The sequence below is a fragment of the Kitasatospora sp. NBC_00458 genome, from assembly GCF_036013975.1.
Taxonomy (GTDB): Bacteria; Actinomycetota; Actinomycetes; order Streptomycetales; family Streptomycetaceae; genus Kitasatospora.
Genome location: NZ_CP107904.1, coordinates 3,614,744 through 3,635,132, shown reverse-complemented (window position 1 = coordinate 3,635,132; position 20,389 = coordinate 3,614,744). Strand labels below are relative to the sequence as shown.

The window sequence follows — 20,389 nt, the reverse complement described above, 5'->3', positions numbered from 1 at the left end:
CGCCCGTCCGCCCCGCCCCGCCCCGTCCCGGACCGCCCCGCCCAGAACCGCCCGCCCGTCAGCCGACGGCGCGGACGTAGACGTCGACGGCCCCCGCGAAGCCGCCCGGCGACGCGACCACGAAGAGCCACCGCTCCGGCCCGCCCGGCACCCCGGGGAGCAACCCGCCCTCCGCAGGCTCCTCACCCGGCAGCGCCGCCCGCAGGTCCTCCGGCAGCGGGGCGGCCGCGCCGGGCCGGGGCAGGTCGTAGGTGCGGAGGAAATCGTCGAGGTTGGAGTCGTCACCGCCCACCACCCGGTAGTGCAGGTACGCCACCCGGGTCCCGTCCGAGGCCCCGGCGACGACACCCTCGGCCGGAACGTAGTAGCGGCCCTTGCCCGGGTGCTGCTCGTGGTGGAGCCCGGCGATCCGCTGCGCCCGGTCGGCGTCCGTCTCCGGCGGGTGCAGGAAGCGCACCACCCCGACCACGGTCCAGCCGACCGCCACCACGGTGGCCACCGAGCAGAGCACCAGCAGCCCGCGCACCAGCAGCCCGCGCACCGGCCACCGGGCCGCCGGCCGGCTCCGCAACGGCGGGGCGGCCCCGCCGGGCCGCCCGTCCGAACCCCCGGTGCGCCCGTCCACTCCGACCCCCCGCAGCATCGTCCCCCGGCCCCGCTCCCCGGCGGGGCTGTCCGGCCCCAACCTAAGTCCTCGCTCCCGGGTGCCGTCGGATCGGCGTACGGCGTCGGAGCGCGCGCTCCGGCGTCGGGTGCCCGGCAGGACCCGAAGGGGAGGGCCCGGCGGCGGGAGCGCGCGGGTACGACGGAGCGCCCCCGGCCGGGCCGAGGGCGCTCCGTCGTACGCGGGTGAGGTCAGGCGTCGATGCCGGCGGCGGCCGCGAGGTCGCGCTTGACCGCGGCGAGGAGCTCGGCGGCGCGCTCCCGGGCCGGGGCGAGGTCGGCCGCGGTGGCCACCGGGAGGACGACCTCCAGGTAGCACTTGAGCTTGGGCTCGGTGCCCGACGGACGCACCACGATGCGGGCGGAGCGGACCGCGTCGCCCACCAGGTGGTACCGCAGGCCGTCGGTGGGCGGCAGGTCCGCGGAGCCCTCCGCCAGGTCGTCGGCCCGGGTGACGGTCAGACCGGCCAGCACGGCGGGCGGCTGCTCGCGCAGGCGGCGCATCGCGTCGGCGATCAGCGAGAGGTCCTGGACCCGGACCGACAGCTGGTCGGTGGCGTGCAGGCCGTGCTCCAGCGCCAGGTCGTCCAGCAGGTCGGTGAGGGTGCGGCCGGAGCGCTTCAGGGTGGCGGCCAGTTCGGCGACCAGCAGGGCGGCGGTGACGCCGTCCTTGTCGCGCACGCCCTCCGGGTCGACGCAGTAGCCGAGCGCCTCCTCGTACCCGTAGCGCAGGCCCTCGGCGCGGGAGATCCACTTGAAGCCGGTCAGGGTCTCGGCGTAGCCCAGCCCCGCGGCCTCGGCGATCCGGCCGAGCAGGGAGGAGGAGACGATGGTGGTGGCGAAGGTGCCGGCGGCCTGCTTGGCGACCAGCGCGGCGCCGAGGAGCGCGCCGACCTCGTCGCCGCGGAGCATCCGCCAGCCGGCCGCGCCGCTGCCGCCGCCCGCCGCGTCGCCGTTGGCGGGGACGGCCACCGCGCAGCGGTCGGCGTCCGGGTCGTTGGCGATGACGATGTCGGGGCCGACCGAGGAGGCGGTGCGGAAGGCGAGGTCCATCGCCCCCGGCTCCTCCGGGTTGGGGAACGCGACGGTCGGGAAGTCCGGGTCGGGCTCGGCCTGTTCGGCGACCACGGTGGGCGCGGGGAAGCCGGCCCGGCGCATGGCGGCGACGAAGGTGTCCCGGCCGACCCCGTGCATGGGGGTGTAGACGACGTCGAGGTCGCGCGCGCCGTGCGGGTCGACGATGGAGGCGGCCCGGTCGAGGTAGGCCTCGACGACGGACTCGTCGACGGTCTCCCAGCCGCTCCCGGCGAGCGGGACGTCGGTGAGCGAGCCGATGGCGTCGATCTCGGCGGCGATGCCGGCGTCGGCGGGCGGGACGATCTGCGAGCCGTCGCCGAGGTAGACCTTGTAGCCGTTGTCCTGCGGCGGGTTGTGGCTGGCGGTCACGGTCACGCCGGCGGCGGCGCCGAGGTGGCGGATGGCGTAGGCGAGCACCGGGGTGGGCAGCGGGCGCGGGAAGAGCGCGGCGCGCAGGCCGGCGCCGACCACCACGGCGGCGGTGTCGCGGGCGAAGTCGTACGACTTGTGCCGGGCGTCGTAGCCGATGACGACGAGGTCGCCGAGGCCCTGCTGCTTGACGTAGGCGACCAGGCCGGCGGCGGCCCGGATGACCACGGCGCGGTTCATCCGCATCGGGCCGGCGCCGAGTTCGCCGCGCAGGCCGGCGGTGCCGAACTGGAGGCGGTCGGCGAAGCGCTCGGCCAGCTCGGCCCAGGCGAGCTTGGCCCGGGACTCGGCCTCGGGATCCTCGGCGGCGGCGAGCAGCGCGGACAGCTCCTCGCGGGTCTGCGGGTCCGGGTCCTCGGCCAGCCAGGTCCGGGCCCGGGAGAGGAGGTCGGTGGTGGTTGCCTGCGTCATGGCTGCAGCTCCATCGGGAAGTGCGTCGGTGGTTCGGCCGGAGGGGCGAGCGAGGCCGGAGGGCCGGAGGGTTCCGCGTGACGTGACGGGGTGTGACGGGGTGTGGGCGGGGCCCCTGCCGGACGGGCGGGGGACCGGGGGTGCGGGGCCGGACGTGCCGGGACGGTGGGTACCGGAACGGTGGCTGCCGGAGCGGTGGCGGGCGGAGTGGTGCAGGGCCCGTCGTGCCCGGGCGGGGAGGGCGCATGCGGACGGGGCCCGCGGGCGGGTGTGGTCGGCGGATCGGTCGATCAGCGGATCACGGCCGCGCGCGGGCCCCGTCGCTCACGCGGTGCGCGGCGGGCGTCCGGCCGTGGGCCGGGTGCCCGGTGCGCACCGGAGCGGCGTCAGATCCGCTCCAGGACCTTCGCCAGCAGCGCGCCCATCCGCTCGGCGGAGGCCTTGCCGGCCTCCAGCACCTCGGCGTGGTTGAGCGGCTCGCCGGTCATGCCGGCCGCCAGGTTGGTGACCAGCGAGATGCCGAGCACCTCGGCGCCGGCCTCGCGGGCGGCGATGGCCTCCAGGGTGGTGGACATGCCGACCAGCTCGCCGCCGATCACCCGGGCCATGTTGACCTCGGCCGGGGTCTCGTAGTGCGGGCCGCGGAACTGGACGTAGACGGCCTCGTCGAGCGTCGGGTCGACCTCGCGGCACAGGTCGCGCAGCCGCTTGGCGTAGAGGTCGGTGAGGTCGACGAAGTTGGCGCCGACGATCGGGGAGTCCGCGGTCAGGTTGATGTGGTCGCTGATCAGGACCGGCTGGCCGGGGACCCAGCCGTGGCGCAGGCCGCCGCAGCCGTTGGTCAGCACGATGATCCCGCAGCCGGCCGCGGCGGCGGTGCGCACGCCGTGGACGACGGTGGCGACGCCGTGGCCCTCGTAGTAGTGGTTGCGGCCGAGGAAGATCAGCGCGCGCTTCTCGCCGATCTTCACCGAGCGGATCGTGCCGGCGTGGCCGGCCACGGCGGGGGCGGGGAAGCCCGGCAGGTCGGTGACCGGGAACTCCGCGACCGTCTCGCCGAGGGCGTCGGCGGCCGGCACCCAGCCGGAGCCCATCACCAGGGCGACGTCGTGGCGCTCGGCACCGGTCAGCTCGCGGAGGCGCTCGGCGGCGGCCCGGGCGGCGGCGTAGGGGTCGGCGGAGACGACCGACTGAGGAGATGCGTTCACACGTCCGAGGATAGACGGGAAACGGCTACGCGCGTAGAAAATCCTGGTACGACGTGCCGGATCGTTACCCGGATGGCGTGAACGTACAGCTCCGGGGCGCGGGCCGGGGGGTGCGACCCGGAGCAACCCACGAACCGGGGGCGGGCCCGGGCCCGGACGGCGTCGGCGGGCGGCACCACCGGCGTCGCGGCGTCACCGGCGTCGAAGGTGCCGGCCCGGGCCGGAGCGCGGGCAGGAGTGCCGGACGGCCTGGGCGCGGGGCCGGCGGCCGGGGTACGGGGACGGAGCCGGGGTTCGGTCGGCGGGGGCGCGGCGTGCCCGCCCCCGCCCGGTGGGCGCGGGACCGGTCAGCAGGGGCGGCGGCGCAGGTCCAGGACGTAGTCGTCGGGGGCGCCGGCGCTCTCCGCCGCGTCCGCGATCAGACCCAGGTAGCGGGCGGCCGGCAGACCGCCCTCGTAGTCGTTGAGCACGTACGTCCAGACCGACACGTCGCCGTCCAGCGTCTGCGCGCGCAGCTTGATCTTGCGGTAGATGCCGAGCTGGACGCCCTCCCAGCGGTCGAGCCCCTCCTCGTCCATCGGCGCCACGTCGTAGAGCGAGACGAACACCTGGTCCTTCTCGTCCTCCACCACGGTGGCCAGCGAACCCTCCCAGCCGAGCTGCTCGCCACCGAAGGTGAGCCGCCAGCCGGACAGCCACCCCGTGGTGCGCAGCGGTGAGTGCGGGGCGCGGCGGGTCATCTGCCGGGCATCGAGGTTGGTGGCATACGCGGCGTAAAGGGGCATGGGGGGAAGACTACGTTCCCCGGGCGATCGCGCAGAAGCCCCGACCTCCGGCGTGGCAGCGCTGACCCCGGCGTGGCAGCGCTCCCGGCGTGCGGGACAATGGTGGACGTGACTCGGATCGTGATCATCGGTGGCGGACCCGGCGGCTACGAGGCGGCCCTGGTGGCGGCCCAGCTCGGCGCGGAGGTGACCGTCGTCGACCGCGACGGCCTGGGCGGATCGGCGGTGCTCACGGACTGCGTGCCGTCGAAGACGCTGATCGCGACCGCGGAGGTGATGACCACCTTCGACAGCTCGTACGAGGAACTGGGCATCATCGTCGCGGACGACACCCCGCACATCGACAGCCCCGCCCGGGTGGTCGGTGTGGACCTGGGCAAGGTCAACCGCCGTGTGAAGCGCCTGGCCATCGCGCAGTCCCACGACATCACCCAGTCGGTCACCCGCGCCGGCGTCACCGTGCTGCGCGGCCGCGGTCGGCTCGGCACCGGCGGGCAGGCCGCGGACGGCTCCCGCGAGGTGCTGGTGGACGCGCCCGACGGCAGCGTCCAGGCGGTGCGCGCCGACGCCGTCCTGATCGCGACCGGCGCGCACCCGCGCGAGCTGCCGGACGCCCAGCCGGACGGCGAGCGGATCCTGACCTGGACCCAGGTGTACGACCTGGAGGAGCTGCCGCGCGAGCTGATCGTGGTCGGCTCCGGCGTCACCGGCGCCGAGTTCGCCGGCGCCTACCAGGCGATCGGGTCCAGGGTCACCCTGGTCTCCTCCCGCGACCGGGTGCTGCCCGGCGAGGACCCGGACGCCGCCGAGGTGCTGGAGGAGGTCTTCCGCCGCCGCGGCATGAACGTGATGAGCCGTTCGCGCGCCGAGAGCGCCAAGCGGATCGGCGACAAGGTCGAGGTGACCCTCTCCGACGGCACGGTGATCGAGGGCACGCACTGCCTGATGGCGGTCGGCTCGATCCCGAACACCGCGGAGATGGGCCTGGAGGAGGCCGGGGTCAAGCTCAACGACTGGGGCCAGATCCAGGTCGACCGGGTGTCCCGCACCACCGCGCCCGGCGTCTACGCGGCCGGCGACTGCACCGGCGTCTTCATGCTCGCCTCGGTGGCGGCCATGCAGGGCCGGATCGCGATGTACCACGCGCTCGGCGACGCGGTGCAGCCGCTCAACCTGAAGACCGTGGCCTCCAACGTCTTCACCGACCCGGAGATCGCCACCGTCGGCTACACCGCCGCCGACGTGGAGTGCGGCAAGATGGACGCGGTCGAGGTCAAGCTGCCGCTGCGCGGCAACCCGCGCGCCAAGATGCAGGGCATCCGGGACGGCTTCGTGAAGCTGTTCTGCCGCCCGGGCACCGGCATCGTGGTCGGCGGCGTGGTCGTCGCCCCGCGCGCCAGCGAACTGATCCACCCGATCTCGCTCGCGGTGGACGCCAATCTGACCGTCGAACAGGTGGCCAGCGCCTTCACCGTCTACCCGTCGGTCTCCGGCTCCACTGCCGAGGCCGCCCGCCAGCTCCACATCCGGAAGCGGGAATCGGGCGAATCCTGAGCACCCGAAGCGCAGTTGAGGGCGGTCGCCGTACGGCGGCCGCCCTTTGCGCAGGCCGGGTCGTCACCCGGACGGCGGGCGCAGTTCCGGATCGCCGACGGCGCGTATTGTACGGTCACGCGCCGCTCTTGCGTGAGCAATTCCCGCTACTAGCAGCAAACGCCTGAAAGCAGACGGTCACGCACGTTACCGTCGGTTCTGTGTTTGCAGCAGAACGTCGCCAGTTGATCCTCGAAATGGTGCGCGCCAACGGAGCCGTCTCGCTCCGGGAACTGGCCCGCGTCGTCCAGACCTCCGAAGTGACCGTGCGCCGCGACGTACGGGCACTGGAGGCAGAAGGGCTCCTCGACCGCCGGCACGGCGGCGCGGTGCTCCCCGGCGGCTTCAGCCGCGAACCCGGCTACCCGCAGAAGACCCACCTCTCCGCCGCAGAGAAGAGCGCCATCGCCGATCTCGCCGCGGGCCTGGTGGAGGAAGGCGACGCCGTGGTCGTCGGCGCCGGCACCACCACCCAGGAACTGGCCCGCCGGCTGGCCCGGGTGCCCGGACTGACGGTGGTCACCAACTCGCTGCTGGTCGCCCAGGCGCTGGCGCACGCCAACCGGGTGGAGGTGGTGATGACCGGCGGCACCCTGCGCGGCTCCAACTACGCCCTGGTCGGCAGCGGTGCCGAACAGTCGCTGCACGGGCTGCGGGTGTCCAAGGCGTTCATCTCGGGCAGCGGACTGACCGCCGAACGCGGCCTCTCGACCACGAACATGCTCTCCGCGAGCGTGGACCGGGCGCTGGTGCAGTCGGCCGCCGAGGTGATCGTCCTCGCCGACCACACCAAGCTCGGCGCGGACACCATGTTCCAGACCGTCCCGACCGAGACCATCACCCGGCTGGTCACCGACGAGCAGGCCACCGCCGACGACACCACCGCACGGGAGCTCGACGCGCTCGCCGACTGCGGCGTGCAGATCGACCTCGCCCCGCTCGGCACCCCGCCCACCGGGGACGCCCCGGTGCACGGCACCGGCAGCGGGCCCGTCCACCAGACCCAGCCCGGCCCGCTGGCCCGCCGGGTGGCCCCCCCGCCCCCCGGCGGCGCCCCCCTGCCCGGCCAGCGCCGCCCGGGCACGCACGGCGGCCCCGGGGGCCCCGGCGGACCGGGCGGCCCGCTCCCCGTCAGACTCGCCGAACTGGGCCTGCCGCGCGGACGGTGAACCCGCCGCGCACCCGGCACACCGCCGCCGCACGGCCACCGGCCCGCCGCCGGAAACGGAACCGGTCCGCACACCCTGGGGGGCGTACGGACCGGTGACGCAGTGCGCGGGGATCAGTCCTTGATCTCGCAGAGCGCGGCGCCGCTGGAGACGCTGGCACCCACCTCGGCCTTGAGGCCGACGATCGTGCCCGCCTTGTGCGCGTTCAGCGGCTGCTCCATCTTCATCGCCTCCAGGACGACGATCAGCTCGCCCTCCGCGACGACCTGGCCCTCCTCGACGGCGACCTTGACGATGGTGCCCTGCATCGGCGAGGCCAGGGTGTCACCGCCGACCGCCGCGCCGGCCTTCTTGGCACCCACCCGGCGCTTGGCCTTCGCGGCACCCGCACCGGCCGCCGGCGCCGTCGAGACGCCCAGCGAGGACGGCAGCGACACCTCGATCCGCTTGCCGCCGACCTCGACGACCACGGTCTCCCGGGTCTCCGCCTCCTCGCCGTCCCCGGCCGCACCGGCGAACGCGGGGATGGTGTTGTCGAACTCGGTCTCGATCCACCGGGTGAAGATCCGGAACGGCCCCTCCTCCCCGTGCACCTCGGGCGCGAACGCCGGGTCGGTGACCACGGCCTGGTGGAACGGGATGGCGGTGGCCATGCCCTCCACCTTGAACTCGGCCAGCGCGCGCCGCGCACGCTCCAGCGCCTGCTTGCGGTCGCGACCCGACACGATCAGCTTCGCCAGCAGCGAGTCCCAGGCCGGGCCGATGACCGAACCGGTCTCGACACCCGAGTCCAGCCGGACACCCGGACCCGACGGCGGGGCGAACAGCGTCACGGTGCCCGGCGCCGGCAGGAAGTTGCGGCCCGGGTCCTCGCCGTTGATCCGGAACTCGAACGAGTGCCCGCGGACCTCCGGGTCGTCGTAGCCGAGCTCCTCGCCGTCGGCGATCCGGAACATCTCCCGGACCAGGTCGATACCGGTGACCTCCTCGGTCACCGGGTGCTCGACCTGCAGACGGGTGTTGACCTCCAGGAAGGAGATCGTGCCGTCCAGCGCGACCAGGAACTCACAGGTGCCGGCACCCTGGTAGCCGGCCTCCTTCAGGATCGCCTTCGACGCCCGGTACAGCTCGGCGTTCTGCTCGGCGGTGAGGAACGGCGCGGGCGCCTCCTCGACCAGCTTCTGGTGCCGGCGCTGCAGCGAGCAGTCACGGGTGGAGACGACCACCACGTTGCCGTGCTGGTCCGCCAGGCACTGGGTCTCGACGTGCCGCGGATTGTCCAGGTACCGCTCGACGAAGCACTCGCCGCGACCGAAGGCGGCGACCGCCTCGCGGACCGCGGAGTCGTACAGCTCCGGGATCTCCTCCAGGGAACGGGCGACCTTGAGGCCGCGGCCGCCGCCGCCGAAGGCCGCCTTGATCGCGACCGGCAGACCGTGCTCCCGGGCGAACTCGACGACCTCGTCGGCACCCGAGACCGGGTCGGGCGTACCGGCCACCAGCGGGGCACCGGCGCGCTGCGCCACGTGCCGGGCGGTGACCTTGTCCCCGAGGTCGCGGATGGCCTGCGGCGGCGGGCCGATCCAGGTGAGGCCCGCGTCGATGACGGCCTGGGCGAAGTCGGCGTTCTCCGACAGGAAGCCGTACCCGGGGTGGACGGCGTCCGCACCGGAGTCGGCCGCGGCCTGGAGGACCTTGGCGATGTCCAGGTAGCTGGTGCCGGGGGTGTCGCCGCCCAGCGCGTAAGCCTCGTCGGCCGCGCGGACGTGCAGCGCATCCCGGTCCGGCTCGGCGTAGACGGCGACGCTGGCGATACCGGCGTCCGAGCAGGCACGGGCGACGCGGACGGCGATTTCCCCGCGGTTGGCGATGAGCACCTTGCGCACTGTGGCTCCCTTCTTGAACCTCGTTGAGTTTATGGATTCCTGGGCGGTACCGGCGAGTAGCCCCAGGTTGTGAACTATCCCACACGGAGGGTGATGCGCCCGGGCGGGTGGTGGGCGGCCCGACGGGAGTCTCCCCAGGTGGCGGCTGGTCGGGTCGAGGGGGTCCGGTGCTTGCGGAGGGTGACCCGGTGGCCCGGCGGGGCCGTGGGCTTGGCCACACTCCAGCGGTCCACGAGCCGGTTCCGGGCGTCCCTCAGGGGGTTGACGCCGGAACAGGGGTACCGGAGGGGGCGCCGGCGGGACCGGCAGGGGTGGGCGCGGCCGCGACTGCCCCGGCGGAGGCGGTCGGCGCGGGGGCGGCCGCGGCGGCGCCGGCCGGGGTCGTGCCGGCCGCGGCGGGGGCGGTCGCGGTGGGCCCGCGCTCCAGGGCCCGGGCGGTGACGTCGGCGACCTGCTCGACCACGTCCGGCCCGTAGGCCCGGGGATTGGTCACCCGCAGCAGGAGGGCGAAGGTGCCGTCGGCGCCGTGGCGGCGGGCCAGCGAGCGGTGGTGCGCCACCAGGTGGCGGACGCCCGCCTGGTTGGCGACGCCGGTCTGGCCGGAGATCAGGAAGACCGGGCGGCCGCCCCCGGGAGTGGCGAGGCGGGCGAGCAGCACGTACGTCTCGACGTCCCAGTCGGCCGTGTACGCGCGTCCGCCGACGGTGATCGCGTTGTCGGCCGCTTCGGGGCCGTGGGAGATGCTCACCCCGGGCAGGCCCCAGGCGAGGTGGGCGGCCATCCGGTCGTTGGAGACGGGGCCGCCGAAGCACAGTTCGGTCTTGGCGCCGAGGCTGCGCGGGGCGGCGTCGTGCGCGACCAGGTCGGCCTGCGCGCCGCACTCCTTCACCAGCGCGGCCAGCTCCATCAGCGCGAAGGCGTCGCGCCGGGTGACCGTGCGGGGGTGCGCGCCGGTGCCGATGCTGCGGTTGACCACGATCAGGCACTCGCTGCCGGCCGGCAGTCCGAGGAAGGCCCTGGTCCGGTCGAGCCGGCGTCTTCGGCGCAGGCTCTGGCCGAGCCAGCCGATCGCGGCACTGAGTGCGCTGGCCACCAGCCCCAGCAGCACGTTGAGCAGACTGTCGGTCATCCGCCCACCACCTCCCCCGTTCGAACGGTGCCGGTCAGCCTAGCGGTGGGCCGGCCGGCGGCCTTGGGTCCGGACCGTTGACGGTGCCGGAACGCCCTCCTAGCGTGCATCAGATGAGGCAATCAACGGGGAAGTTGGCGTTAATCGCACTCGTCTTTGGCGCACTGACGACGGCCGGGTGCAGCAGTTCGGGCACGGGCGGAGCGGCGGCGGCGTCCACGGCACCCCCCGGTCCGGCGACGGCGGCTGGGACGGTACCGGCGGCCGGGCCCGCCCGGACCCACGGCTGCCTCACCGAGGCGCAGGCCGCGGCCGGCAGCCTCGACCTGCCCGCCGCCTCCGGCGTCCGGCCGGCCTACTTCCGGCAGGCGGACGCCGGTCCGGCCCGGGTGGCCGTCGTCCTCTCGCACCAGCTCCGCGGCTCGCTCTGCGACTGGGTCCCCTACCTGGACGCGTTCACCGGGGCCGGGTACGCGGTGCTGGCCTCCGAGGTGCCGGACAGCCCGGTCGGGGACCTCCCGACCGCGGTGAAGTGGCTGGAGACCAAGGGGATCGCCAGGGTCGTCCTGGTGGGCGCCTCCAAGGGCGGCACCGGCTCGCTGGTCGTCGCGGCGGCGCCGGGCCCGCTGCCGGTCGCGGCCGTGGTCTCGCTCAGCGGCCCGGCCCGCTTCGGATCGGACGACGCCGTGGCCGCGGTGAAGTCCTCCCGGGTGCCGGAGTTCTTCGCCGCGGAGGAGGACGACGCGCCGTTCGCCGCCGACGCCCGGGAGCTGTACGCCGCCGCGACCGCCCCGGTCCGGCAGCTGAAGCTCTACCCGGGCTCCGGCCACGGCGCCGACCTCCTCAAGGACGGTGCGCTGCCGGACGTGCTGGCCTTCCTGGCCGCCAACGCCCCGGCCGGCGGCTGACCTCAGACCCAGAGGTCGGTGATCCGGACGTCCAGCTCCGCGAGCAGGGCGCGCAGCAGCGGCAGCGAGAGGCCGATGACGTTGCCCGCGTCGCCGTCGATGCCCTCCACGAACGGCGCCGACCGGCCGTCCAGGGTGAACGCCCCGGCGACCTGCAGCGGTTCGCCGGTGGCGATGTAGGCGGCGACCTCGGCGTCGTCCGGGGTGCCGAAGCGCACGGTGGTCGAGGCGGTGGCGGAGGTCTGCCGCCCGTTGGCGGTGTCGATCACGCAGTGGCCGGTGCGCAGCACTCCCGCGCGGCCGCGCATCGACCGCCAGCGGGCCAGTGCCTCGGCCGCGTCGGCGGGCTTGCCCAGGGCCAGGCCGTCCAGCTCCAGCACGGAGTCGCAGCCGATCACCAGTTCGCCGTCGGTGAGTCCGGCGGCGACGGCGGCGGCCTTGGCCTCGGCCAGGACGAGCGCCAGCTCGGCGGGGGTGGCGGCGGTGATCGCGTCCTCGTCGACGCCGCTGACCACCACGCGCGGGTCGAGGCCCGCCTGGCGCAGCAGCCCGAGGCGGGCGGGGGAGGCGGAGGCGAGCACGAGGGTGCGGCGGTCGGTCATGCCCACCAGGGTAGAGGGGCGGTCCGGTCGGTTCGCCGGCGCGTCGCGTTCAGACCAGCAGCAGAACGGCGATCAGCAGCGTGAGGGCGGCGAGCACATGGCCGGCCCGGTGCAGCCTGCGCTGCATTCGCTGGGCTTCCGGGGACGGCTCGTCGCGGGGGTCTGACCAGAGCACTCCTCCAGGGTGCTCCGCGGGACTGCCGGGACGCCTGAGTATCCGTACTCAGCTTTCGGGGCAATCCGGGCGCGTCCGCTCCGTGTACCGCCGAACGGGCCGTCGGCCGCACCGCCCGTGCGTCGCCGGGCGCGGCACCGCGTGGGTCGGGTGCGTCGCGTGCGTCGGGTGCGTCGCGCGCACCGTGTGCACCGCGTGCGTCGGGTGGGTCGTCGGGCGGGTCGCCGGGCGGGCTGCCGTGCTCGCCGCCGCGTGCGCTGACGTACTCGCCGCCGCGTGGGCCGCTGCGTGCGCCGCCGTGCTCTTTGCAAAGCGTGGTGTTTGCAAAGGGAAAGGAGGGTGACCTGCCCGAACCGGGCAGGTCACCCTCCTTTGCAAAGCTCGGCACCTCTTTGCAAAGAGGTACTCGCGGTACCGGCTAGCCGGCCCAGCCGGAGGTGCGCCAGGCGTTGACGCCCGGGCGCGGGGCGGCCCGGAGCCGGCGGGCGCGGTCGTTCCAGGGGGAGTCCGGGCCGGCACCGGCACGGCGGGCAGCCTCGGCGGCGGCCTGTGCGGCGGCGGCCCGGGCCTGGACCACCGCCAGGACGGTGGCCAGCTCCTCGGGGGTCGGCTGCCCGTGCAGCACGTGGATCGGGGCCATGCTCAATCCTCTCGCGATCCTCTGGCGGCGGGCGACTACAGCGGGATGTTGCCGTGCTTCTTCGGCGGCAGCGTCTCGCGCTTGCCGCGCAGCGCGCGCAGACCGCGGACGATGTGCCGACGGGTCTCGCTCGGCGCGATGACGGCGTCGACGTAGCCGCGCTCGGCGGCCAGGTACGGGTTGAGCAGGGTGTCCTCGTAGGAGGCGATCAGCTCGGCCCGCCGCGCCTCGACGTCGTCCGCCTCGGCGAGCTCGCGCCGGTGCAGGATGTTGACCGCGCCCTGGGCGCCCATCACCGCGATCTGCGCGGTCGGCCAGGCCAGGTTGAGGTCGGCGCCCAGGTGCTTGGAGCCCATGACGTCGTACGCGCCGCCGAAGGCCTTGCGGGTGATCACGGTGATCAGCGGGACGGTGGCCTCGGCGTAGGCGTAGATCAGCTTGGCGCCGCGCCGGATGATGCCGTCCCACTCCTGCTCGGTGCCGGGCAGGAAGCCGGGCACGTCGACGAAGGTCAGCACCGGGACGTTGAACGAGTCGCAGGTGCGGATGAACCGGGCGGCCTTCTCGCTGGCGGCGATGTCCAGGCAGCCGGCGAGGTCCATCGGCTGGCTGCCGACGATGCCGACCGGGTGGCCCTCGACCCGGCCGAAGCCGGTGATGATGTTGCGCGCGTACAGCGGCTGGGTCTCCAGGAACTCGCCGTCGTCGAGGACGTGCTCGATCACCTTGTGCATGTCGTACGGCTGGTTCGCCGAGTCCGGCACCAGGGTGTCGAGTTCGAGGTCCTCGTCGGTGACCGCTAGGTCCGCCTCCTCGGGGAAGGACGGCGGGTCGGAGAGGTTGTTGGAGGGCAGGTACGAGAGCAGGCTCTTGACGTACTCGATCGCCTCCTTCTCGTCCGACGCCAGGTAGTGGGCGTTGCCGGACTTGGAGTTGTGGGTGCGCGCGCCGCCCAGCTCCTCCATGCCGACGTCCTCGCCGGTGACGGTCTTGATCACGTCGGGGCCGGTGATGAACATGTGCGAGGTCTGGTCGGCCATCACCACGAAGTCGGTGATCGCGGGGGAGTACACCGCGCCGCCCGCGCAGGGGCCCATGATCAGCGAGATCTGCGGGATCACGCCGGAGGCGTGCACGTTGCGGCGGAAGATCTCGCCGTACAGGCCGAGCGAGACCACGCCCTCCTGGATCCGGGCGCCGCCGGAGTCGTTGATGCCGATCACCGGGCAGCCGGTCTTCAGCGCGAAGTCCATGACCTTGACGATCTTCTCGCCGAAGACCTCGCCCAGCGAGCCGCCGAAGACGGTGAAGTCCTGCGCGAAGACGGCGACCTGGCGGCCGTCGACGGTGCCGTAGCCGGTGACCACGCCGTCGCCGTACGGGCGGGTCCTCTCCTGGCCGAAGTTGGTCGAGCGGTGCCGGGCGAACTCGTCGAACTCGACGAACGAGTCCTCGTCCAGCAGCTCGGCGACCCGCTCCCGGGCCGTCAGCTTGCCCTTGGCGTGCTGCTTCTCGACCGCCTTGGCGGAACCGGAGTGCACCGCCTCGTCGAGCCTGCGCCGGAGGTCGGCGAGCTTGCCGGCGGTGGTGTGCGGGTCGTGCGGCGCCTCGGTCATCCGGTGGCTCTCCCTGATCCATGGCCGCGACCTGTTTCGGGGGCGCGCGGGCCGGGTGGGGACCCGCGCGGATGAGGGCAGGGCGGCGCTACGAACTACCGTTGGGTAGCGTAGCCATCGCGGAGGGTTTCCCGTTATGGCCAGCGACACAGTGTGGTCGGCGGTCGTTCTGGGGGACGATGGTGCGGCCTACGGCCTCTAGGCTCTTGGGCCATGACCTCCGACACCCCCCGCCGCAGTGGACTGCGCGGCTTCGGCCACGCCGGGCCGTCGCCGTGGACCGACCTGGACCGCCCGCCGCTGAGCGCCGCCGCGCTCCGCCGGGACCTGCTCACGCCGGGCGGGCTGTGGACCTCGCTGGACGTCGTCGACGAGACCGGCTCCACCAACACCGACCTCGCAGCCCGGGCCCGGGACGGCGCCCCGCAGGGCGCGGTGCTGGTCGCCGAGGCGCAGCGGACCGGGCGCGGGCGGCTGGAGCGGCAGTGGACGGCGCCCGCCCGCTCGGGCCTCTTCCTCTCCGTCCTGCTTCGCCCGGACGGGGTACCCGTCGAACGCTACGGCTGGCTGCCGATCCTGGTCGGCGTCTCGGCGGCCGGCACGCTGAGCCGGGTCGCCGAGGTCGAGGTCGGGCTGAAGTGGCCCAACGACCTCCAGGTCGTGATCGACGGTGCGGAGCGCAAGCTGGGCGGCATCCTCACCGAGCTGAGCGGTGGCGCGGTGGTCGCGGGGCTGGGTCTCAACGTCTCGCTGCGCGGGTCCGAGCTGCCGGTGCCGGCCGCCGCCTCGCTGGCCCTGGCCGGCGCGGAGGTCACCGACCGGGCCACCCTGCTGCGGGCGCTGCTGCGCGACTTCGCGGACCTGTACGGGGAGTGGACGGCGGCCGCGGGCGATCCGCACGCGAGCGGGCTGCTGCGGGCGTACGCGGACCGGTGCACGACGCTGGGCCGGCAGGTCAGGGTGCTGCTGCCCGGTGACCGGGAGCTGCTCGGCGAGGCGGTGGCGATCGACGGGGACGGCCGGCTGGTGGTGCGGACGGCGGACGGCTCCCGGCAGCCGGTCGGTGCGGGCGACGTGGTCCACGTCCGGCCAGAGCCGCGCTGACGGACCCTGCGGTGACCCGACGGTCCTCCCGTGACCCGTCGGCCCTTGCGGTGCCCCGCCGGTCCTCTCGCCCCGCCGGTCCTCTCGCCCCGCCGGTCCTCTCGCCCCGCCGGTCCTCTCGCCCCTTCGGCCTCCGGCCGTGGCGTCGGCGCGGTCCCGGCCGTCGGCGGGTCCGGTCGTCCGCGGCTGCGGCCGTCGGCGGCGGGGAGCGGCGCCGGGGCGCGGAACCGCCCGGGCCGAAGGGAGTCTTCACTTCCCCTTGACCCGGGCGGATGCCCCGGATCGCGGGATTCCGTGCGAATATTCCACCTGGCAGCAGTGTGAGGCGCGCCACTGCCCGCCGGGGTGGCGGGCGCGCCCGGACTGGCAGGACACGAGGCGAGTGCGGCGACCGCACGGGGACGGACCGGTGGCAGACGACGGCAGCAACGGCGGCACGGCGGGCTCCCACGACCAGACGGTCGCCCTCGACCTGGAACGCCTGATCCTGGACGCGCCGCGCCGCTACACCCCGTACCAGGCCGCGCGGGCGGCCGACGTCCCGATGGAGCTGGCCACCCGGTTCTGGCGGGCGATGGGCTTCCCGGACATCGGGCAGTCCCGGGCGCTGACCGACGGTGACGTGATCGCCCTGCGCCGGCTGGCCGGGCTGGTCGAGTCGGGCCTGCTGAGCGAGTCGATGGCGATCCAGGTGGCGCGGTCCACCGGCCAGACCACGGCCCGGCTGGCCGGCTGGCAGATGGACACCTTCCTGGAGAACCTCACCCAGTCCGTCGAGCCCGGTCTGACCCGCGCCGACGTCGCGTACCCGCTGGTCGAGCTGCTGCTGCCGGAGCTGGAGCAGTTCCTGGTGTACGTCTGGCGCCGCCAGCTCGCGGCCGTCACCGGCCGGGTGGTGCAGGCCGCCGAGGACAACGAGATCACCAGCGGCCGGCTCGCGGTGGGGTTCGCCGACCTGGTCGGCTTCACCCGGCTCTCCCGGCGGCTGGAGGAGGAGGAGCTCGGCGAGCTGGTCGAGACCTTCGAGAACACCTGTTCCGACCTGATCGCCGGCCAGGGCGGCCGGGTGATCAAGACGCTGGGCGACGAGATCCTCTACGTCTCCGAGGACCCGGTGACGGCCGCCGAGATCGCGCTCAGCCTGATCGAGGCGCTGGCCGAGGACGACAGCATCCCCGCGCTGCGGGTCGGCATGGCCTTCGGCACGGTGACCTCCCGGATGGGCGACGTCTTCGGCACCACGGTGAACCTGGCCAGCCGGCTCACCTCGATCGCGCCCAAGGACGCGGTGCTGATCGACGGCGAGTTCGCCGCCGCGCTGGAGCAGCACGGCAGTGTGGCACCGGCCGACGCGGACGGGCCGGGCCTGGCCGAGGCGCTCTCGGCGGCCGCGGGGCTCCCGCCCGCCGGCGGCCTGCCGGTGTACGGGCCGCACGCCGGGTTCCGGTTCAACCTGCAGCCGATGTGGCGCCGTCCGGTGCGCGGGCTCGGGCTGGTCGAGCCGTGGCTGCTCTCCCGGCGGCTGCGCGCGCAGTAGGCGCGGCGGGCGCGCGGCGCGGACACGGGGAGTGGCCGCGCGGAGCGGGGGTAGGGACCGGGCGCGCGCGGCGGGCGTGCGCGGGCCGGGCGGAGTGGAACCGCTCCAGGCCGGGCACGGTCCTGCCGCAAGCCGAACGGTTGAACGTCGTACTGCCCCGCGGATCCTCTTCGGCAAACGGGGCATAACCGAACGAAACCGCCATAGTCTTGGTGCAAGCGGCCGAATGGGTGCGGTTCCCGGGCGGGGTTCCCGGGGCGCGGTTTCCGGCGGCCCGCCGAGGGGGACCGAGCAGGACCGAGCACAGGGAGCGAGGCGAGCCGGTGAGCAGTGAGGCGACCATGACGGACCGCGGCAGCGACTGCGACCGGACGCGGCAGTCGCCGCCCGCGGCCCCCGACACGCGGCTGACCTCGGTGGTCGAACTCGCCCAGGACATGGCGGGGGCGCTCACCCCGCTGGAGGCCGTCCGGGCCGCCGCCGCGCGCGCCACCGGGGCGCTCGGCGCCACCATGGCGGCCGTCTCGGTCTGGGACCGCGAGTCCGGCCGGCTGCGGGTCCTGGTCAACCACGGGGAGCTCTCGCCGGGTGAGGAGGAGCTGCCCGAGGACGAGTCCTACCCGGTGGCGGACTTCCCGGAGATCGTCACGTACCTGGAGGAGCGCTGGACCACCGGGCGGCTGCCGCGCGCCTGGGTCCAGACGGCGGACAACAGCCAGCCGCACGCCGGGCACGCGCACCCGACCGCCGGCGCGTACTGCCAGGAGCGCGCCGCGGCGCTGCGCCGTCGCGGGCGGGCCTGCTGCGTGGTCGCGCCGATCGTCCTGCACGGGCAGGCCTGGGGCGAGCTCTACCTGGCGCGGACCACCGGGATGGCCGAGTTCACCGAGGCGGACGCCGACTACGCCACGCTGCTCGCCGCCCAGATCTCGGCGGGCCTGGCCCAGACCGAGCGCCTCGCCGACCTGCGCAAGCTCGCGTTCTCCGATCCGCTCACCGGCCTGGCCAACCGGCGCGCGGTGGACGCCCGGCTGGAGAGCGCGCTGGAGGCCCACAACCGGGACAACACCGTGGTCTCGCTGGTGGTCTGCGACGTCAACGGTCTGAAGCGGGTCAACGACCAGCTCGGCCACGAGGTGGGCGACCGGCTGCTGGAGCGGTTCGCCCACCAGCTGTCGCTGGCCGCCGCCAAGCTCCCCGGCAGCCTCGCGGCCCGGCTCGGCGGCGACGAGTTCTGTCTGCTCGCGGAGGGCCAGAAGGCGGACGAGGTGGTCGCCGTCGCCGAGGAGCTGTGCGCGCGGGCGCTGGCCCTGGCCGAAGGGGAGGGCGTCGCCTGCGGGGTCGCCTCCACCGGCGACTCGATCGGCCCGGTCACCACGCCGGACCGGCTGTTCCGGCTCGCCGACGCCGCCCAGTACCGGGCCAAGGCGGCCCGTGCCGCGCACCCGGTGGTCGCCGGGCGCAGCCACGGCCCGGGCTTCGCGCCCGATCCGACGGTGCTGCTGGCCGATGCCGCCGACCCGCACCACCGGGCCGACGGGAGGACCCGGCCGGGCGGCCGGGCCGGTTCCGGCGACCGGCGGCGGTTCCGCGGGGCCGCGCACAGCGCGGATCCGGGGCAGCTGCTCACCGCGGTGCTCACCGCGCTGGACCAGCAGGGCGGTGCCCGCTCGGTGCACCCCGCCGACACGATCGGCAAGCTGGCCGTCGTCGCCGAGACCTCGGCGCGGCTGCTGGACGCGGTGGGCTGGTGGATCTCGTACGTGCCGCCCGGTTCGCAGCTGATGCGCACCGCGCAGCACGCCGTGTACCGGATGACCAGTGGGCCGAGCAGTACCCGGGCGGAGACCCAGCGGGCGCAGATCGAGGCACCGGACGCCGTCTTCGACCTGCGCCACTACCCGTTGACGCGGCGGGCCGTGCGGGGCTGGGCGTTCGCGCTGCGGGCGGGTGCGGCGGGCAACGATCCGGCGGAGGAGGCCATGCTGGTGGTCTCCGGTTACCGCGGCATGGTCGCGGCGGGAGGGCAGAACGCGGCGGGCGGGTGGCTGCTGGAGCTGTTCGCGGACGACGCGACGCTGCCGCTGGGCCAGGTCGCGGCGGCGCTGCGGGCCCTGGTGGCGGTGGCCCTCGCCGGTCCGGCCTCCCCACCGGTGGGCTGAGCGCGCGGGGGAGGGGCGCCGGGGGAGGAGCGCCGTGGATCGGTGCCGCGAATCGGTGCCGCGGATCGGAGTCGTGCCGTCGTGGTGTGGTGGTTCGGTGACCGGTCTGTTCCGAGCCGGTCGCGGTCCGGTGGCGGGGGCGTCGCGGGTCTGGGCGGGGCGTCGCGGGCGTGGGATGGTGTCGGCGGTCGGCGGGCCGTCGGGGTCGCGCCGGACGGATTCTCGGGGGTTGACTCCTATGCGCGCTCGGTTGACCGGCTTCGTCCTCTCCGTGGTGCTGGCCTTCGGCGGTGGGGTGCTCGCCGCGGCGCCCGCGGCTTCGGCGGCCCCGGCCGCGGTCGCCTCCGCCGCCGTCCTCGCGGCGCCGGGGGCCGGGGCGGTGCAGGCGGTTCCCGCGGCCCCGGCGGCCGCCGGCCAGGTCTCGGCGGCGGCGGACCGGCACGACGCGGCCCGGCTGGCGGCGTCGAAGGACAAGGCCAAGAAAAAGAAGAAGAAGGGCCTGGGCAAGATGATGGGCCTGCTGATCGGCGTGGTGCTGGTGCTGGCGGTGATCGTCGTGGTCGTGCTGGTGCTCCGCCGCCGCGGCCGCGGCTGAGGTCAGCCGCCGCCGGTCGCCCCGAGCGCGCGCAGGACCGCCGTCACCAGGCGGTCCGCGTACGCGTGGTCGACCGGGCCGAGGCCGTGCAGCCAGCGGTAGTACATCGGCCCGTAGAGCAGTTCGACGGCGAGGTCGAGGTCGGTGTCGGCCGGGAGCTGTCCGGCGGTGCGTGCGCTGCGCAGGCGCTCGCGGGTGACCTCCAGGAGCGGGTCCAGCAGGCGTTCGCGGTACTCGCGGAGCAGGGCCGGGTCGACCAGGTACTCGGAGATCAGGCCCCGGCCGGTGGTCTCGAAGGCGGGGTCGGTGAGCTCGTCGGCGGTGGGGCGCAGGACGGCCCGCAGGTCGGCGGCGAGGTCGCCGGTGTCGGGGAGGGCCAGGCTGCCGGAGGCGTCCTCGCTGGCGGCGAGGAAGGCGTCGAAGACGACCGCGCCCTTCGACGGCCACCAGCGGTAGATGGTCTGCTTGCCGACTCCGGCGCGGGCGGCGATCTTCTCGATGGTGAGTCCGGCGAAGCCCAGCTCGGAGACCAGTTCGGCGGCGGCGGTGAGGATCGCCGCGCGGCTCTGCTGGCTGCGGCGGCTGGGGTCGGGTGCGGTCTGTCTGGACATGGGGTCATCCTAGCGCCTCAACGAGACGAACCGTCTCGTCTTGACGAATGGCGGGTCGTCAGGTCATGCTGTGGGGGTGTTCAGCGAGA

Annotated in this window: 17 protein-coding genes and 1 pseudogene; 7 read left to right on the top strand and 11 right to left on the bottom strand. The window is 74.7% G+C overall.

Annotation, left to right across the window (positions count from 1 at the left end):
- Nucleotides 1–58: 58 nt before the first annotated feature.
- The 4 genes from OG550_RS14535 to OG550_RS14520 form a co-directional block, all read right to left on the bottom strand.
- Nucleotides 59–625, bottom strand: coding sequence for a hypothetical protein (locus OG550_RS14535; protein ID WP_327677606.1), 567 nt, complete (start codon nucleotides 623–625; stop codon nucleotides 59–61).
- 230 nt (nucleotides 626–855) lie between these two features.
- Nucleotides 856–2,580 (bottom strand): phospho-sugar mutase, encoded by a 1,725-nt coding sequence (locus OG550_RS14530; RefSeq protein WP_327677604.1) that lies wholly within the window; start codon nucleotides 2,578–2,580, stop codon nucleotides 856–858.
- 386 nt (nucleotides 2,581–2,966) lie between these two features.
- Complete coding sequence (locus tag OG550_RS14525; RefSeq protein ID WP_327677602.1) at nucleotides 2,967–3,788, bottom strand: purine-nucleoside phosphorylase; 822 nt, start codon at nucleotides 3,786–3,788, stop codon at nucleotides 2,967–2,969.
- Between the two features lie 347 nt (nucleotides 3,789–4,135).
- The gene (locus OG550_RS14520) at nucleotides 4,136–4,573 is read right to left on the bottom strand and encodes a gamma-glutamylcyclotransferase (protein WP_327677600.1); all 438 of its coding nucleotides are present in this window, start codon (nucleotides 4,571–4,573) and stop codon (nucleotides 4,136–4,138) included.
- Nucleotides 4,574–4,672: 99 nt separating this feature from the next.
- Between OG550_RS14520 and OG550_RS14515 the strand changes: the two genes are divergently transcribed.
- Both OG550_RS14515 and OG550_RS14510 read left to right on the top strand, forming a co-directional pair.
- A complete protein-coding gene (locus OG550_RS14515; protein WP_327677598.1) occupies nucleotides 4,673–6,127 on the top strand; it encodes an NAD(P)H-quinone dehydrogenase in 1,455 nt (484 codons plus the stop codon).
- A gap of 236 nt (nucleotides 6,128–6,363) precedes the next feature.
- Nucleotides 6,364–7,335 (top strand): DeoR/GlpR family DNA-binding transcription regulator, encoded by a 972-nt coding sequence (locus tag OG550_RS14510; protein ID WP_327683890.1) that lies wholly within the window; start codon nucleotides 6,364–6,366, stop codon nucleotides 7,333–7,335.
- A 113-nt stretch (nucleotides 7,336–7,448) separates the two neighbouring features.
- Here OG550_RS14510 and OG550_RS14505 read toward each other — a convergent pair whose 3' ends face one another.
- Together OG550_RS14505 and OG550_RS14500 are read right to left on the bottom strand one after the other, a co-directional pair.
- Nucleotides 7,449–9,221 (bottom strand): acetyl/propionyl/methylcrotonyl-CoA carboxylase subunit alpha, encoded by a 1,773-nt coding sequence (locus OG550_RS14505; RefSeq protein ID WP_327677596.1) that lies wholly within the window; start codon nucleotides 9,219–9,221, stop codon nucleotides 7,449–7,451.
- A gap of 253 nt (nucleotides 9,222–9,474) precedes the next feature.
- The gene (locus OG550_RS14500) at nucleotides 9,475–10,350 is read right to left on the bottom strand and encodes a hypothetical protein (protein ID WP_327677594.1); all 876 of its coding nucleotides are present in this window, start codon (nucleotides 10,348–10,350) and stop codon (nucleotides 9,475–9,477) included.
- A 134-nt stretch (nucleotides 10,351–10,484) separates the two neighbouring features.
- Here OG550_RS14500 and OG550_RS14495 point away from each other — a divergent pair, with 134 nt between their 5' ends.
- On the top strand, nucleotides 10,485–11,258 hold the full coding sequence (locus OG550_RS14495) for an alpha/beta hydrolase (RefSeq protein ID WP_327677592.1): 774 nt from the start codon (nucleotides 10,485–10,487) through the stop codon (nucleotides 11,256–11,258).
- Between the two features lie 2 nt (nucleotides 11,259–11,260).
- Here the strand turns inward: OG550_RS14495 and OG550_RS14490 are convergent, their stop codons facing one another.
- The 4 genes from OG550_RS14490 to OG550_RS14475 form a co-directional block, all read right to left on the bottom strand.
- Complete coding sequence (locus OG550_RS14490; RefSeq protein WP_327677590.1) at nucleotides 11,261–11,860, bottom strand: nucleoside triphosphate pyrophosphatase; 600 nt, start codon at nucleotides 11,858–11,860, stop codon at nucleotides 11,261–11,263.
- Nucleotides 11,861–11,909: 49 nt separating this feature from the next.
- Entirely contained in the window at nucleotides 11,910–12,035 is a 126-nt protein-coding gene (mmpB, locus tag OG550_RS14485) for a morphogenic membrane protein MmpB (RefSeq protein ID WP_327677589.1), read from the bottom strand.
- Between the two features lie 418 nt (nucleotides 12,036–12,453).
- The gene (locus tag OG550_RS14480; RefSeq protein WP_327677587.1) at nucleotides 12,454–12,675 is read right to left on the bottom strand and encodes an acyl-CoA carboxylase epsilon subunit; all 222 of its coding nucleotides are present in this window, start codon (nucleotides 12,673–12,675) and stop codon (nucleotides 12,454–12,456) included.
- Nucleotides 12,676–12,710: 35 nt separating this feature from the next.
- Nucleotides 12,711–14,291 (bottom strand): acyl-CoA carboxylase subunit beta, encoded by a 1,581-nt coding sequence (locus OG550_RS14475; RefSeq protein WP_327677586.1) that lies wholly within the window; start codon nucleotides 14,289–14,291, stop codon nucleotides 12,711–12,713.
- A gap of 213 nt (nucleotides 14,292–14,504) precedes the next feature.
- Here OG550_RS14475 and OG550_RS14470 point away from each other — a divergent pair, with 213 nt between their 5' ends.
- From OG550_RS14470 to OG550_RS14455, 4 genes and pseudogenes are all read left to right on the top strand, one after another.
- Nucleotides 14,505–15,395, top strand: coding sequence for a biotin--[acetyl-CoA-carboxylase] ligase (locus tag OG550_RS14470; RefSeq protein WP_327677583.1), 891 nt, complete (start codon nucleotides 14,505–14,507; stop codon nucleotides 15,393–15,395).
- 409 nt (nucleotides 15,396–15,804) lie between these two features.
- A complete protein-coding gene (locus OG550_RS14465; protein ID WP_327677581.1) occupies nucleotides 15,805–16,932 on the top strand; it encodes an adenylate/guanylate cyclase domain-containing protein in 1,128 nt (375 codons plus the stop codon).
- Nucleotides 16,933–17,369: 437 nt separating this feature from the next.
- Nucleotides 17,370–18,506 (top strand): annotated as a pseudogene (locus OG550_RS14460) (diguanylate cyclase domain-containing protein); the annotation flags it as partial.
- Between the two features lie 826 nt (nucleotides 18,507–19,332).
- Nucleotides 19,333–19,689, top strand: coding sequence for a hypothetical protein (locus OG550_RS14455; protein ID WP_327677579.1), 357 nt, complete (start codon nucleotides 19,333–19,335; stop codon nucleotides 19,687–19,689).
- A 2-nt stretch (nucleotides 19,690–19,691) separates the two neighbouring features.
- Here OG550_RS14455 and OG550_RS14450 read toward each other — a convergent pair whose 3' ends face one another.
- Complete coding sequence (locus OG550_RS14450; RefSeq protein ID WP_327677577.1) at nucleotides 19,692–20,300, bottom strand: TetR/AcrR family transcriptional regulator; 609 nt, start codon at nucleotides 20,298–20,300, stop codon at nucleotides 19,692–19,694.
- Nucleotides 20,301–20,389 lie beyond the last annotated feature (89 nt).

What these genes read in the sequence shown, in the direction of transcription:
- OG550_RS14520 (WP_327677600.1), bottom strand. Translation starts at nt 4,573, where the DNA reads ATGCCCCTTTACGCCGCGTATGCCACCAACCTCGATGCCCGGCAGATG.
- OG550_RS14480 (WP_327677587.1), bottom strand. Translation starts at nt 12,675, where the DNA reads ATGGCCCCGATCCACGTGCTGCACGGGCAGCCGACCCCCGAGGAGCTG.
- OG550_RS14515 (WP_327677598.1), top strand. Translation starts at nt 4,673, where the DNA reads ATGGTGGACGTGACTCGGATCGTGATCATCGGTGGCGGACCCGGCGGC.
- OG550_RS14510 (WP_327683890.1), top strand. Translation starts at nt 6,364, where the DNA reads ATGGTGCGCGCCAACGGAGCCGTCTCGCTCCGGGAACTGGCCCGCGTC.
- OG550_RS14450 (WP_327677577.1), bottom strand. Translation starts at nt 20,300, where the DNA reads ATGTCCAGACAGACCGCACCCGACCCCAGCCGCCGCAGCCAGCAGAGC.
- OG550_RS14530 (WP_327677604.1), bottom strand. Translation starts at nt 2,580, where the DNA reads ATGACGCAGGCAACCACCACCGACCTCCTCTCCCGGGCCCGGACCTGG.
- OG550_RS14475 (WP_327677586.1), bottom strand. Translation starts at nt 14,291, where the DNA reads ATGACCGAGGCGCCGCACGACCCGCACACCACCGCCGGCAAGCTCGCC.
- OG550_RS14470 (WP_327677583.1), top strand. Translation starts at nt 14,505, where the DNA reads ATGACCTCCGACACCCCCCGCCGCAGTGGACTGCGCGGCTTCGGCCAC.
- OG550_RS14500 (WP_327677594.1), bottom strand. Translation starts at nt 10,350, where the DNA reads ATGACCGACAGTCTGCTCAACGTGCTGCTGGGGCTGGTGGCCAGCGCA.
- OG550_RS14490 (WP_327677590.1), bottom strand. Translation starts at nt 11,860, where the DNA reads ATGACCGACCGCCGCACCCTCGTGCTCGCCTCCGCCTCCCCCGCCCGC.
- OG550_RS14455 (WP_327677579.1), top strand. Translation starts at nt 19,333, where the DNA reads ATGCGCGCTCGGTTGACCGGCTTCGTCCTCTCCGTGGTGCTGGCCTTC.